Origin of the sequence: Actinomadura livida, assembly GCF_014648675.1 — a bacterium.
Taxonomy (GTDB): Bacteria; Actinomycetota; Actinomycetes; order Streptosporangiales; family Streptosporangiaceae; genus Spirillospora; species Spirillospora livida.
The window spans coordinates 60,402-74,584 of record NZ_BMRO01000020.1 but is presented as its reverse complement, the minus strand read 5'-3'; the positions used below and the strand labels follow the sequence as shown (position 1 = coordinate 74,584).

Annotated in this window: 10 protein-coding genes; 7 read left to right on the top strand and 3 right to left on the bottom strand. The window is 72.7% G+C overall.

Annotation, left to right across the window (positions count from 1 at the left end; translation table 11 throughout):
* Positions 1-38: 38 nt before the first annotated feature.
* Complete coding sequence (locus tag IEZ03_RS33465; protein ID WP_184881376.1) at positions 39-2,123, top strand: S9 family peptidase; 2,085 nt, start codon at positions 39-41, stop codon at positions 2,121-2,123.
* On the opposite strand, the gene IEZ03_RS33460 is transcribed toward IEZ03_RS33465, so the two are convergent.
* Positions 2,120-3,835, bottom strand: coding sequence for an ABC transporter ATP-binding protein (locus IEZ03_RS33460; RefSeq protein WP_184881374.1), 1,716 nt, complete (start codon positions 3,833-3,835; stop codon positions 2,120-2,122). The genes IEZ03_RS33465 and IEZ03_RS33460 overlap by 4 nt on opposite strands.
* Entirely contained in the window at positions 3,832-5,691 is a 1,860-nt protein-coding gene (locus IEZ03_RS33455; RefSeq protein WP_229808735.1) for an ABC transporter transmembrane domain-containing protein, read from the bottom strand. Before IEZ03_RS33455 ends, IEZ03_RS33460 begins: the two co-directional genes overlap by 4 nt.
* Before the next feature lie 292 nt (positions 5,692-5,983).
* Between IEZ03_RS33455 and IEZ03_RS33450 the strand changes: the two genes are divergently transcribed.
* From IEZ03_RS33450 to IEZ03_RS33425, 6 genes are all read left to right on the top strand, one after another.
* Positions 5,984-7,231 (top strand): PP2C family protein-serine/threonine phosphatase, encoded by a 1,248-nt coding sequence (locus tag IEZ03_RS33450; RefSeq protein WP_308428014.1) that lies wholly within the window; start codon positions 5,984-5,986, stop codon positions 7,229-7,231.
* Between the two features lie 200 nt (positions 7,232-7,431).
* Positions 7,432-8,121, top strand: a complete 690-nt coding sequence (locus IEZ03_RS33445) for a succinate dehydrogenase cytochrome b subunit (protein ID WP_184881372.1) — start codon at positions 7,432-7,434, stop codon at positions 8,119-8,121.
* Positions 8,122-8,123: 2 nt separating this feature from the next.
* Positions 8,124-10,064, top strand: coding sequence for a fumarate reductase/succinate dehydrogenase flavoprotein subunit (locus IEZ03_RS33440; protein WP_184890392.1), 1,941 nt, complete (start codon positions 8,124-8,126; stop codon positions 10,062-10,064).
* Between the two features lie 2 nt (positions 10,065-10,066).
* Positions 10,067-10,819 carry a succinate dehydrogenase/fumarate reductase iron-sulfur subunit gene (locus tag IEZ03_RS33435; RefSeq protein ID WP_184890391.1) on the top strand — a complete coding sequence of 251 codons (753 nt, stop codon included), beginning with the start codon at positions 10,067-10,069 and terminating at the stop codon, positions 10,817-10,819.
* A gap of 94 nt (positions 10,820-10,913) precedes the next feature.
* Positions 10,914-11,672 carry an arginase family protein gene (locus tag IEZ03_RS33430; protein ID WP_184881370.1) on the top strand — a complete coding sequence of 253 codons (759 nt, stop codon included), beginning with the start codon at positions 10,914-10,916 and terminating at the stop codon, positions 11,670-11,672.
* Positions 11,673-11,755: 83 nt separating this feature from the next.
* Positions 11,756-13,210: a nucleotidyl cyclase domain-containing protein gene (locus tag IEZ03_RS33425; protein ID WP_184881368.1), complete on the top strand. Its 1,455-nt coding sequence runs from the start codon at positions 11,756-11,758 to the stop codon at positions 13,208-13,210.
* Here IEZ03_RS33425 and IEZ03_RS33420 read toward each other — a convergent pair.
* Positions 13,163-14,164, bottom strand: coding sequence for a LysR family transcriptional regulator (locus IEZ03_RS33420; protein ID WP_184881366.1), 1,002 nt, complete (start codon positions 14,162-14,164; stop codon positions 13,163-13,165). The two genes, IEZ03_RS33425 and IEZ03_RS33420, sit on opposite strands and share 48 nt — an antisense overlap.
* Between the last annotated feature and the right edge of the window lie 19 nt (positions 14,165-14,183).

Sequence of the window (14,183 nt, the reverse complement as noted above, 5' to 3'; positions counted from 1 at the left end):
ACTTCGCCAGCGATTCCGTACTGGCAGACTCGGATGCCATGAGCATCAGCTATCCGCGGCAGAGCGCCCGCACGCGAAGGTTCAGCCTCGGCGTCCCGCGCGCCTTCCAGATCGCGCCGGACGAGTCCCGCGTCGCGTTCCTGCGCACGAGGGCGGGCGACGACCCGGTGACCTGCCTGTGGACGCTCGACACCGGCACCGGCGAGGAGCGCTGCGTGGCCGACCCCGCGGCGCTGGACGTCCCGGGCGAGGAGAACCTGCCCGCCGAGGAGCGGGCCCGGCGCGAGCGCGCCCGCGAGCAGGCGGGCGGCATCGTCGGGTACGCCACCGACCGGTCGATGCGGCAGGCGGTCTTCACCCTCGCCGGGCGGCTCTACGTCGCCGACCTCGACACCGCGCTCGTCCGGGAGCTGCCCGCGCGGGCGCCCGTCTTCGACCCGCGCCCCGACCCGGCCGGGCGGCGGGTGGCCTACGTCTCGGACCGGACGCTGCGGCTCATCGAGATCGACGGCACCGACGACCGGGCGCTGGTGCAGCCGGAGTCGGACCAGATCTCCTACGGGCTCGCCGAGTTCGTCGCGGCCGAGGAGATGGGCCGGATGCGCGGCCACTGGTGGTCGCCGGACGGCGGGACGCTGCTGGCCGCGCGGGTCGACGAGACGCCGGTGCAGCGCTGGCACATCGCCGACCCCGCCAACCCGGACGCGGCGCCGGCGGAGATCGCCTACCCGGCGGCGGGCACGCCCAACGCGATGGTGTCGCTGGTGCTGCTCAAGGTCGACGGCGGCCGGGTCGACGTCGCCTGGGACCGCGGCATGTTCCCCTACGTCGTCACGGCGTCGTGGGACCGGCACGGCCTGCTGATCGTCGTCCAGCCGCGCGACCAGCGGGTGACGCGGGTGCTGCGGGTCGACCCGTCCAACGGGGAGACGTCCCTGCTGCACAACGAGCACGACCCGGTCTGGACGGAGATCGTCCCCGGGCTGCCCGTCCGGACGGGCGGCGGCGACCTCGTCTGGGCCACCGAGGACCGCGAGACCGACACGCGCCGGCTCACCGTCGCCGGCACGCCCGTGACGCCCCCGGGGCTGCAGATCCGGTCGGTGCTCGGGGTGGACGGCGACGCGATCCTGTTCACCGCGTCGGAGGAGCCGACCGAGGTCCACCTGTACTCGCGCGACGAGACCGGCGTGACGAAGATCACGGAGGGGCGCGGCGTCTTCGGCGGCACCCGGTCCGGCGGGATCACCGTGGTCACCGGCTCGCGGGCGGACCGGCCCGGCGTGGAGGTCGAGGTGCACGCGCCGTCCGGCACCCACCCTGTGGCCTCGCTGGCCGAGACGCCGGTGATCACGCCGAACGTCGAGCTGCTGCGCTCCGGCGACCGGGAGATCCGCACCGCCGTGCTGCTGCCCACCGGCTGGAAGCCCGGCGACGGCCGGCTGCCCGTCCTGATGGACCCCTACGGCGGCCCGCACGCGCAGCGCGTCCTCGCCGTCCAGCGGGCGTACTGCGAGCCGCAGTGGCTCGCCGACCAGGGCTTCGCCGTGGTGATCGCCGACGGCCGCGGCACGCCGGCCCGCGGCCCGGCGTGGGAGCGCGCCGTCCGCGGCGACTTCGCCGAGCCGGTCCTGGAGGACCAGATCACCGCGCTGATCGAGGCGGCGCGGCGGCACCGCGACGCGTTCGACCTCGACCGGGTCGGCATCCGCGGCTGGTCGTTCGGCGGCTGGCTCGCGGGCCTGGCGGTGCTGCGCCGCCCGGACGTGTTCCACGCGGGCATCGCGGGGGCCCCGGTCACCGACTGGCGCCTGTACGACACCCACTACACCGAGCGCTACCTGGGCCACCCCGACGAGGAGCCGGAGAACTACGCCGCCAACTCCCTCATCGAGATGGCGGGCGAGCTGAAGCGCCCGCTCATGATCATCCACGGCCTCGCGGACGACAACGTCGTGGCGGCCCACACGCTCCGCCTGTCGTCGGCCCTGCTCGCCGCGGGCCGGCCGCACACCGTCCTGCCGTTGTCAGGCGTGACGCACATGACCCCGCAGGAGGTCGTGGCGGAGAACCTCCTCCACCTCCAGGTGGACTACCTGAAGCAGTCCCTGAACCGCCACTAGGACCTCCAGCTGCGCCACAGGGCGGCGTAGGGGCCGTCGGCGGCGACGAGTTCGTCGTGGGCGCCGAGTTCGGTGATGCGGCCGTCCTCCACCACCGCCACGCGGTCGGCGTCGTGGGCGGTGTGGAGGCGGTGCGCGATCGCCACGACGGTCCGGCCGTCCAGGACGGCGGCGAGCGAGCGCTCCAGGCGGCGGGCGGCGCGCGGGTCGAGGAGGGAGGTCGCCTCGTCCAGCACGAGGGTGTGCGGGTCGGCGAGGACGAGCCGGGCCAGCGCGAGCTGCTGCGCCTGCGCGGGCGTCAGGGTCTCGCCGCCGGAGCCGGTGCTCGCGGCCAGGCCGGGGCCGTCCCAGTCGACCGCCGCGAGGACCCGCTCCAGCTCGGCGTCGGACGCGTCCGGGCGGGCCATCACGAGGTTCTCGCGGATCGTGCCGCGGAACACGTGGTGCTCCTGGGTGACCAGGGCGACGTGGCCGCGCAGCTCGTCCAGCGGCAGCTCCACCAGCGGTACGCCGCCGATCGTGACGGAGCCGGAGCGCGGGCCGTCGACCCCCGCGAGCAGGCGGCCGAGGGTCGACTTGCCCGCGCCGCTGGGCCCGACCACGGCGAGGCGCTCACCGGGCCTCAGGTCGAGGTCCACGCCGTGCAGCACGTCCGTGCCGGAGCGGTAGGAGTAGCGGACGTCGCGTGCCGTGAGCCGCTCGCCGGACGGCCGGCTGCCGTTCGGCGAGCGGTCGGGCGGGATGTTCCCCACGCCGAGCAGGCGGGCCATGGACGCGCCGCCGAGCTGGAGTTCGTCCAGCCAGGAGAGCATCGTGTCCACCGGGGCGATGAGCTGCTGCGCGTACAGGGTCGCGGCGGTGACCTGCGCGAGGGACGCCATGCCGTTGATGTAGAGGAGGCCGCCGACGAGCAGCGTCGCCGCGACGGGCAGCATGAAGCCGAGTTCCGCGACCGGGAACAGGATCATGCGCAGGCGCAGGGTGTACCGCTCGGCCCGGTAGGACGCCGCGATGTCGGCGTCGACGCGTGCGTGCCGGCGGTCCTCCAGCCCGAGCGCCTCGACCGTCCGGGCACCCTGGACCGTCTCGGTCAGCCCGTCGGCGATCCGCGACCAGGCGGCGTTCTCCCGCAGGTACCCGCCGTGGGCGCGGGGCAGGTACCAGCGCATCACCGTCCACAGCAGCGGCACGCCGACCAGGGCGGGCAGCGCGACCAGAGGGCCGTTCAGCAGCAGCGCGCCGGCCGTCAGCGCGCAGACGACGACGGCGACGAGCGTCTCCGGCATCGCGTAGCGGACGGACGTGCTCAGCGTGTCCACGTCCCGGGACGCGCGGGTGACCAGGTCGCCGGTGCCCGCCCGCTCGACCCGCGACAGCGGCAGCGCCAGGACGCGGTCGACGAACTCCTCGCGCAGCCCGGCCAGCACCCGCTCGCCGAGCTTCGCGGACGCGAAGTAGGCGTAGCGGGTCAGGATGCCCTGGACGATGACGAACCCGGCGATGGCCAGGCCGGTCGTGTCGACGTCGGCCCGGCCGTCGCGGACGCCCTCGACCAGGGCGCCGAGCAGGCGCGGCGTCACCAGGCCCGTCACGGCCGCCAGCCCGTGCAGGGCGAGGACGACGGCGAGGTCGCGGGGATACCTCACGACGAGGCGCCGCGCGTACGCGCGCACCTGCGCCGGTGTCGCCACCGGCAGTGTCTCGGCGCTCACGTCCCCGCCCTCTCAGCGGTCTTGTCCATGCTCTGGTCGGGGTCAAGCTGCTCGGGTTTCTCGGTCTGTTCGAGTTTCTCGGTCTGCACCGGGGCCGTGGCCTCTTCCCTGGTCACCGTGGCCGCGTAGCGCGGTTCGGTGTCCAGGAGGTCGCGGTGGGTTCCTTCCGCGACGACCTGGCCGTCCAGGACGAAGGCCACGTGGTCGGCCCGGTCCAGCATCAGTGGGCTCGTGGTGCACACCACGGTGGTGCGTCCCGCGCGCGCTGGGCCGAGCCGGTCGGCAATGCGCGCCTCAGTGTGCGCGTCCACCGCACTGGTCGGTTCCACCAGGACAAGGAGGTCCGGGTCGGCGACGAGCGCCCGTGCTAGGCGGAGGCGCTGCTGCTGCCCGCCCGAGAACTCCCGCCCCGCCTCGACCACATGCGCGTCCAGGCCGACGGAGTCGACGACGTCCTCGGCGCAGGCCGCATGGACGGCCGCGCGCAGCGCCGCTCCATCGCCGTCTTCATCGCCGTCTTCATCACCGTCCGGGGCGAGGCTCTCGGCGAGTGGGCCGGAGAACAGGCGGTCCTCGTTGACCGCGACGAGGACCCGGCGCCGGACGTCCGCGACGGTGTGCAGCGGAACGCCGCCGAAGTCGACCACGCCCGGCACGTACCGGCCGAGCCGGTCGGCGACGGCCTGCGCGTCGCGCGGGTCCGCCGCCGCGACCGCGGTGACCCGGCCGTCGCGCACGACCAGTCCCGACGCGACGTCGGTGACATGGAGGGGCCCCTCCGGACGCGCGGTCCCGGCGTGCCGCAACTCCGGCTCCATGGCCAGCAGGGCCGTGACACGGCCCGCCGCGACCAGCGCCTGGGTGATACGTCCCGCGGCCTCCCCGACGGTCTTCAGCGGGATGATCAGGAACACCGCGTAGCCGTAGCACGTGACCAGCTCGCCCACGCCGATCGACCCCTGCACGGCGAACCGGGCACCGGCCCAGGTCACCAGCGCGACCAGCAGTCCGGGCAGCAGCACCTCGGCGCCGCTCAGCCGCGTCTCGGCCCGCGCGACCGCGACCCCCGCCCGCCGCACCCGCTGGGACTCGGCGCGGTAGCGGCCGGAGAACATCGCCTCGCCGCCGATGCCGCGCAGCACCCGCAGGCCGGCGACCAGGTCGGCGGCGTGCGTGCTCAGCTCGCCGACCAGCTCCCGGTGCTCCCGCTCCCGGTCGCGGTAGGGCCGCAGCAGCGGCGCGGCCACCGCCAGGATGACCGGTACGCCCACCAGCACGATGAGGCCGAGCGTGGGCGAGGTCGCCAGCAGGATGCCCGCGACGGCGATGATGGCCACGACGGCGCCGGTCCCCCGGGAGATGATGTCCAGCGCGCCGCCGATGTGGACGACGTCCGACAGGCCGATGCTCATCATCTCGCCCGTGCTCAGCCGCTTCGGCAGCGTCCCGCCGAGCCGGGTCGCCTGCCGGGTGACGAGCTGGACCGTCCGGTACGAGGCCGCGAGCCAGTTGAACACCGCGAGCCGGTGCCGGAAGGCGCTGGCCACCGCCTGGAGGACGCCGAGCGCGAGCAGGACCCCGGCCCAGGTCAGCAGGGCGCGCTCGTCCCGTGCCGCGACGCCGTCGCCGAGGGCGCGGCCGATCGCGGCGGGCATGAGCGCCTGGCTGAGCATCCAGACCACGCCGAGGGCGGCGCCCGCCGCGCAGCTGCGCCACTGGAGGCGCAGCAGCCACAGCAGGTAGCGCGCCGGTGAGATGTGAACGGCGCCGGAGCCGCCGCGGGACGCGCGGGGGCCCGTCCCCCCTCGAACGGCATGGCCGGGCGTGCCAGGATCTTTTTCCGGCAACGGCTTCACGGACGAAGGTTATGCAGCGGACGTGCGAAAGTTCGACTGGTTTTCCGGTGGTCGGCGCGGGTTACGGCTCGTCCGAAACCCTGCCCGATGATGTCCAGGGGTGCCGCGCGAGGTCAGGACACGCTAGGGTCTGATCAACGGAGCGATGCTTACTCCGCTCCTTGAGCCGGGATCCCGGCGGCTAGGCCAATGCCGCTCCCCCGGCGCGGCGCGCACCGCTCCCCGTGCCGCGGGGAACGCGCGGGACGCCGTGACCGCTGCCAGTCGCCAGCCCGACTTTTCGGAAGCCCTTGTGAGCACCATCAGTCACCAGACGTATCCCCTCATGCCGGGAGCCGGGGACAGGGTCGACCTGCTCCTCATCGACGACGACCCCGGCGACGTCCTCATGGTCGAGAAGATGCTCGCCGAGAGCGGCATGGACGTCGAGATCAACGTCGTCGGCGACCTCGCCGCCGCCGGGCGGGCCCTGACGCGGCGCACCCAGTGCATCATCGTCGACCTGTCCACCCCCGGCATCGACCGGCTCGACGGGCTGCGGCAGGTCCTCGCCCTGTCCGGGTCCGCCGCCGTCGTGGTCCTGACCGGCATCGACGACGCCCACCTCGGCGTGCGGGCGGTCGCCGCCGGCGCCGAGGACTACCTGGTCAAGCAGCAGGTGGACGCGCCGCTGCTGGCCCGCGCCATCCGCTACGCCATCGAGCGCAAGCGCTCGGAGGAGACCGAGCGGCGGCTGGTCGAGGCCCGCATCGTCGGCCGGGAGAACGCCCGGCTGGAGCGCGGCCTGCTGCCCGTCCCGCTGATCGACGACCCCTCGCTGCGGCACCACACCCGCTACCGGCCCGGCCGGCGGCGGGCCCTGCTCGGCGGCGACTTCTACGACACCGTGCAGACCGAGGGCGGCGCAGTCCACCTCGTCATCGGCGACGTGTGCGGGCACGGGCCCGACGAGGCCGCGCTAGGCGTCCAGCTCCGGATGGCGTGGCGGACGCTCGTGCTCGCCGGCCACACCGGCGAGCAACTCCTCGGCACCCTCGACAGCGTCCTCGGCCACGAGCGGCGCAGCGAGGAGATCTTCACCACGCTCTGCATGATCACGATCGCGCCGTCGCGGCGGACGGCGCGGATGCACCTGGCCGGGCACCCCGCCCCGCTGCTGTTCCGCGGGATCCCCGGGGACGGCGGGTTCGAGGTGTCGGCGCTGCCGGACTACGCGCACGGCCCGGCGCTCGGCCTGGTGCCCGGCGCCGAGTGGCCGACCACCGAGATCGACCTCGGCGAGTCGTGGGCGCTGATGCTCTACACCGACGGCCTCATCGAGGGGAAGGTCGGCGCGGGGTCCGAGCGGCTCGGCACCGAGGGGCTCGTCGAGCTGGCGCACCGCGCCCGCGCCGGGGGCGCCACGGGACGGTCCCTCATCGACGTGCTCGTCACCGACGTCGAGCGCCTCAACGGCGACGCCCTGACCGACGACCTCGCCGTGCTGCTGCTGTCGCGGCAGCATGACGACGGCGGAGCGGCACGTCTCGCGCGGTCCTGACACACCGCCGCCGACCTCGTCAACGTCTTCTCGATCACCCGCCCGGTGAGTTCCGGATCGTCCTGTGAAGTCACTCACCGCGTGGTCTATCACGAAACGGGCACAACGTCCGTTCTGCTTGGCTTCATAGCCTGAGGCTATCGAAACCAGTGCGCTGATGACTTGGAACTCTCAGCCCAGGTCGGCATAGCTTCGAGGACGTGGCTGTAGCGATACCTGCGATCTACCGGTCGACCGTCGGCAAGAAGGCCGTCATGGCGGTGACCGGCGCCGTCCTCGTGCTCTTCCTGATCACGCACATGATCGGGAACCTGAAGATCTTCTTCGGGGCGGAGAGCTTCAACGACTACGCGCACTGGCTGCGCACGCTCGGCGAGCCCGCCGTGCCGTACCGGACCGTCCTCACGCTCCTGGAGGCCGGCCTGGTGGTGGCGATCGTCCTGCACATGTGGTCGGCGGTGTCGCTCGCCCGGCGCGCGTCGGCCGCGCGGCCGGTGAAGTACCAGGCCAAGAAGAAGTCGCACGCGCAGGGCTACGCCGCCCGCACGATGCGGTACGGCGGCGTCATCATCGCGTTCTACGTCGTCTGGCACCTGCTGGACCTGACGTTCTTCGTCGTGAACCCGCTCGGCGGCGACGCCACGCCCTACCAGCGGATGATCGCCGACTTCGACCCGTCCCGCTGGTACATCACCGTCTGGTACGTCGTCGCGGTCCTGCTCGTCGGCGCGCACCTCCACCACGGCATCTGGAGCGCGTGCCAGACCCTCGGGCTGCGGACCCCGCGCACGGAGCGGCTGCTCCGCGGGCTGTCCGGAACCATCGCGGCGGTCGTGACGCTCGGTTTCGTCGCCGTCCCCGTCTCCATCACGTTCGGATGGGTGAGCTGACCATGATCGACGGCTTCTACAAGTCCGGCGAGCCGATCGCCGACACCAAGGCGCCCGCGGGTCCCATCGAGGAGCGCTGGACGACCCGCAAGTTCCAGGCCAAGCAGGTCAACCCCGCCAACAAGCGCAAGAAGAAGATCATCATCATCGGCACCGGGCTGGCGGGCGGCTCGGCGGGCGCCACCCTCGGCGAGGCCGGCTACCACGTCCAGCAGTTCTGCTTCCAGGACTCGCCGCGCCGCGCCCACTCGATCGCCGCGCAGGGCGGCATCAACGCGGCCAAGAACTACCGCAACGACGGCGACAGCGTGCACCGGCTGTTCTACGAGACGGTGAAGGGCGGCGACTTCCGCTCCCGCGAGTCGAACGTGCACCGGCTCGCCGACATCTCCCGGAACATCATCGACCAGTGCGTCGCGCAGGGCGTCCCGTTCGCCCGCGAGTACGGCGGCCTGCTCGACAACCGCTCGTTCGGCGGGACGCAGGTCTCCCGCACCTTCTACGCGCGCGGGCAGACGGGCCAGCAGCTCCTGCTCGGCGCCTACCAGGCGCTGATGCGGCAGGTCGACGCGGGCAACGTCGAGCTGTACCCGCGGCACGAGATGCTCGACCTGATCATGGAGGACGGGCGGGCGCGCGGCGTCGTCGTCCGCGACCTGATCAACGGCGAGATCAAGCACTACACGGCGGACGCGGTCGTGCTGGCGTCCGGCGGCTACGGCAACGTGTACTTCCTGTCCACGAACGCGATGGGCTCGAACGTCACCGCGTCCTGGCGCGCCCACAGGCACGGCGCCCTGTTCGCCAACCCGTGCTTCACGCAGATCCACCCGACGTGCATCCCGGTCAGCGGCGACCACCAGTCCAAGCTGACCCTGATGTCGGAGTCGCTGCGCAACGACGGGCGGGTGTGGGTGCCGAAGAAGGGCGGCGACACGCGCCGGCCCGCCGACATCCCCGAGGACGAGCGCGACTACTACCTGGAGCGCATCTACCCGTCCTTCGGCAACCTCGTCCCGCGCGACATCGCGTCCCGCGCCGCGAAGAACGTCTGCGACGAGGGACGCGGCGTCGGCCCCGGCGGCCTCGGCGTCTACCTCGACTTCGCCGACGCCATCGGGCGGCTGGGCCGCGACAAGGTCGAGGCCAAGTACGGCAACCTCTTCGAGATGTACGAGCGCATCACCGGCGAGAACCCGTACGACACGCCGATGCGCATCTACCCCGCCGTCCACTACACGATGGGCGGCCTGTGGGTGGACTACGACCTGGAGTCCACCATCCCGGGCCTGTTCGTCATCGGCGAGGCGAACTTCTCCGACCACGGCGCGAACCGCCTCGGCGCGTCCGCGCTGATGCAGGGGCTCGCGGACGGCTACTTCGTCCTGCCGAACACCATCGGCGACTACATCGCCCGCAACGACGGCCTCGGACCGGTCGGCGAGAGCGCGGTCACCGAGGCCGAGGAGCGCGTGAAGTCGCAGATCGACCGGCTGCTGTCGGTCGACGGGGACCGCTCCGTCGACTCCTTCCACCGCGAGCTCGGCCACATCATGTGGGAGTACTGCGGGATGGAGCGCACCGAGGAGGGCCTGCGAAAGGCGCTCGACCTCATCCCGGCGCTGCGGCAGGAGTTCTGGGAGCGCGTCCGGGTCACCGGGAAGGGCGAGGAGCTCAACCAGCAGCTGGAGAAGGCCGGCCGCGTCGCCGACTTCTTCGAGCTGGCCGAGCTGATGGTCGTCGACGCGCTGCACCGCACCGAGTCCTGCGGCGGCCACTTCCGGGCCGAGAGCCAGGACGAGGACGGCGAGGCCAAGCGCGACGACGCCGACTTCTCCTACGTCGCCGCCTGGGAATGGGCCGGTGAGGGCGAGCAGCCGATCCTCCACAAGGAGGCCCTGAACTTCGAATACGTCAAGCCGACCCAGAGGTCTTACAAGTGACGATGAAGCTCACACTGCGCGTCTGGCGCCAGAGCGGCCCCGAGGACAAGGGGAGGATGGTCGAGTACAAGCTCGACGACGTCTCCCCCGACGCCTCGTTCCTGGAGATGCTCGACGTCCTCAACGAGCGGCTCATCGCCGAGGGCGAGGAGCCGGTCGCGTTCGACCACGACTGCCGCGAGGGCATCTGCGGCATGTGCTCGCTCGTCATCAACGGCACCCCGCACGGCCCGGAGCGCGCCACCACCACGTGCCAGCTCCACATGCGCAAGTTCAAGGACGGCGAGGTCATCGACATCGAGCCGTGGCGGGCGGCGGCGTTCCCGGTCGTCAAGGACCTGGTGGTCGACCGCTCCGCGTTCGACCGGATGATCCAGGCGGGCGGCTACATCACCGCGCCGACCGGCACCGCGCCCGAGGCGCACGCCGTGCCCGTCCCGAAGCCCGACGCCGACCAGGCGTTCGAGGCCGCCGAGTGCATCGGCTGCGGCGCCTGCGTCGCGGCCTGCCCGAACGGCTCGGCCGCCCTGTTCCTCGGCGCCAAGGTCACCCACCTCGGGCTGATGCCGCAGGGCCAGCCGGAGCGCTGGGACCGGGTCGTGTCCATGCTGGAGACCCACGACGAGGAGGGCTTCGGCGGCTGCACCAACACCGGTGAGTGCACCGCCGCCTGCCCCAAGGGCATCCCCCTGGACGTCATCGGCCGGCTGAACCACGACTACCTGAAGGCCACCGCGGGCGGAAAGAAGCGCTGACCCGCACGGCGCCCCATGGACGGACCCCGCCCGGAGTACCGGGCGGGGTCATTCATTTCCAAGCCCTGGCGAGCGCGCCCCTTACTGTGGACCCATGACGATCACGCTGGTGCCCTACCACCTGGACGAACGGCTCCCCGACTCGTCCTTCCCCCTGCCCGCCGCCGGTTTCATCCCGGTGACGCGGGAGCTGCCCGAAGGCGACGTCTGGGCGCGCCTCGGCGCGCTGTACGAGCTCGTCTCCGCCGAGGTCGCCGACCAGGTCGCCGGCGGGACGCGGCCGACCGTGGTGTCGGGCGACTGCCTGGTCTCCACGGCGGTCCTCGCGGGCGTGCAGCGGGCGGGCGTGGACGCCTCGGTCGTCTGGTTCGACGGGCACGGCGACATCCACTCCCTGGAGAGCTCCACGTCCGGCTACATCGGCGGGATGCCGCTGCGGCAGATCATCGGCGACCATCCCGAGCTGCTCACCGGCCCGCTGGGGCTGCGCCCGCTGCCGGAGGAGCGCGCCGTCCTGGTGGACGCCCGCGACCTCGACCCGGCCGAAGCGGAGTTCCTCGCGACCTCGAAGATCCGGCGCTGCCCGGTGGACGACGTCGTCCTGCCCGACGGGCCGCTCGTCCTGCACATCGACCTGGACGTGATCGACAAGGGCGACCTGCCCGGCCTGCGGTTCCCGGTCGGCGGCGGCCCGTCGCGGGACGCGGTGCTCGCGTCCTACCGCCGCGTCATGGCCACCGGCCGCGTCGCCGCGCTGGACCTCGCCTGCCCCTGGCATCTGCCCGAGGGCGACGACACCGCCATCCGAACCCGCCTGCTGGCCGAGATCCTGGACGAGATCCAGGGCGCCTGATCCGGCCACATGCACATGCGCAAAGGTCCCTGCCCAGGTCGCGATCTTGCAGTACCGTGCTGCACGTGCAGAAGACTGTGCATATGCATGACCCGTTGCACGGTATCGCCGACCCATCGCACGCGGTGCACCGGTCGATCCTGTGCGTGGACGTCCAGGGCTACGGCCGCCGGACGAACTGGGACCAGCTCGCCGTGCGCAGCGTCCTGTTCAAGGTCCTGCCCGAGGCGCTGGCCGACTCCGGCGTGCCCCCGAGGTCGCTGCGGTTCGAGGACCGCGGGGACGGCGCGCTCGTCCTCGTCCAGCCGGACGTGCCGAAGGAGCGGCTGGCCGGCCCCTTCCCGCTGAAGCTGGCGGCCTCCCTCGAACGGCACAACAGCGGCGCGCCGCCGGGGGCGCGCATCAAGGTCCGCGTCGCCGTGCACGCGGGGGAGGTGATCTACGACGCCCACGGCGTGGCGGGCAGCGCGATCGTCGCGGCGTCCCGGCTCCTGGACGCGGAGCCGCTGAAGGACGCCCTGCGCGCCTCTCCCGGCGCCGTCGCCCTCATCACGTCCGACCGGTTCTACGAAGAGGTCGTCCAGCAGTGCCCGACCTGCGACGCCGCGTCGTACCGCTCCGTCCGCGTGTCGGTGAAGGAGACGAACACGCGCGGATGGGTGCGCCTCCCTGACGTCCGCGGCGAAGGCGCCCGGATCCTCCGGCTGTTGTCGGTGCACCCCGGGACGGAGATCTCCGTTCCGGCCGCGGCCGCACTCATCCAGGCTCCCGCCGGCGAGACCCGCGAGCTGCTCGGCGGCCTCGGCCTGGACGAGACTCCCGTGGGCCGCTTCCGCGTCCCCGTCCTCGACCACGGGTTCGGGGAGGCCGAACGCATCGCGGTCCTGCGCCGCGTCCTCGCGTGGTACCTGGGCACCGCCGACAACGCCCGCCGCGTCCTGTGCCCCGACCGCGTCATCCCCGTGCTCACCCTGCCGGACGCCCCGTGCCGCCCCCTCGCCTTCGCCTCGCCGGACGAGGCGCACCGGTGGTGCGAGTCCGAACGCCTCAACCTCATCGCCGCCGCCCGCGCCGCCGCCGACGAGGGCCAGCACGACATCGCGTGGCGGCTGCCGCTCGCGCTGTGGACGTTCTACTTCCTCCGCAGCCCGTGGACCGACTGGATCGACTGGATCGGCGCCCTCGGCACCGGCCTCGCGTCCGCCGAGCACGCCCGCGACGACCGCGGCATCGCCTACGCCCTCGCGGGACTCGGGCACGCCAGCCAGCACCGCTCGAACTTCGCCGACGCGGCCGGCTTCTTCGCCGCGTCCCGCGACGTCTTCGCCCGGATCGGCGACCGGCGCGGCGAGACCTGGGCCCTGCACGGACTGCACTACGCCCGCCGCCGAATGCAGCGGTTCCGCGAGACCGCCGTCCCTGTCCCCGAGCCCATGCCGCTGAGCTTCATGCCCTCTACCTCCAAGGATGGATGTTGGGGCTCCGTGGGATCAGTCGGTGAGAAGGGTTTCGACGCCTGGCGGGAGGCTTCCGGCTAGGCCCGCTTCGACGAGGAACGTCTGCAGGGTGTCCTGGAAGGCGCGTGCGGCGTGGGTGAGTTCGACGTCCTTGCGGTGGGCGAGCGCGATGGTGCGGAGCAGGCCGGGGCCTTGGCGGCCCCGGCGAGCCTCCTCGTCGGGCAGGACGAGCGGAGTGCCGCGCAGGCCGGGCCGTCCGGCGAGGACCATGCTGGGGACGACCGCCACGCCCAGGCCGACCTCCACGAACCGCAGGACGGCGTCCATCTCGCCCCCCTCGACCGCGAACCGGGGCTCGAAGCCCGCGGCGCGGCACGCGCTGATCGTCGCCTCGCGCAGGTCGTAGCCCGGACGGAACATCACGAGCGGACGGTTCCGGAGGTCCTCGATGCGCAGGTACGAGCGGCGGGGCAGCTGGGCCGCCTTCAGGGAGCGCTCGGGCAGTCCCGTCTCGGCACCGGTCGGGGACGCCACCACCAGGAACTCGCGCAGGATGGGGGTGGTGTCCAGGGGCGGGTCGCCCTGGAGCGGGAGGATGACCAGGGCCATGTCCAGGGAGCCGCGGGTCAGTTCCCGGACGAGGTCGCGGGAGCCGCCCTCCTCCACCAGGAGCTGGATCCCCGGGTAGGCGTCGTGGAAGCGGCGCAGAACGTCCGCCAGTAGGCCCGCGCACAGGGACGGTGTGGCGCCGAGCCGTACCCGGCCGCGTTTGAGGCCGGCGAGTTCCTGCACCTCAAGGCGGGCCGTCTCGACGTCGGCGAGTATGCGTTTGGCCAGCGGCAGCAGGGCCTCGCCCGCGGGCGTCAGGGTGATGTTCCCCCGGGCACGGCTGAACAGGGAGACGCTCAGCTCGGACTCCAGCGCGCGGATCTGCTTCGACAGCGACGGCTGCGCCACCCGCAGGATCTCGGCGGCCTGCGTGAAGTGGCGCACCTCCGCGACCGCGACGAAATAGGCGAGCTGCTGCAATTGCACCCTGCACAGGGTACGGGTC

Bases quoted from the DNA above. Each gene is read 5' to 3' on its own strand.
- IEZ03_RS33465 (WP_184881376.1), top strand. From the start codon at position 39: ATGAGCATCAGCTATCCGCGGCAGAGCGCCCGCACGCGAAGGTTCAGC.
- IEZ03_RS33440 (WP_184890392.1), top strand. From the start codon at position 8,124: ATGATCGACGGCTTCTACAAGTCCGGCGAGCCGATCGCCGACACCAAG.
- IEZ03_RS33435 (WP_184890391.1), top strand. From the start codon at position 10,067: ATGAAGCTCACACTGCGCGTCTGGCGCCAGAGCGGCCCCGAGGACAAG.
- IEZ03_RS33430 (WP_184881370.1), top strand. From the start codon at position 10,914: ATGACGATCACGCTGGTGCCCTACCACCTGGACGAACGGCTCCCCGAC.
- IEZ03_RS33425 (WP_184881368.1), top strand. From the start codon at position 11,756: ATGCATGACCCGTTGCACGGTATCGCCGACCCATCGCACGCGGTGCAC.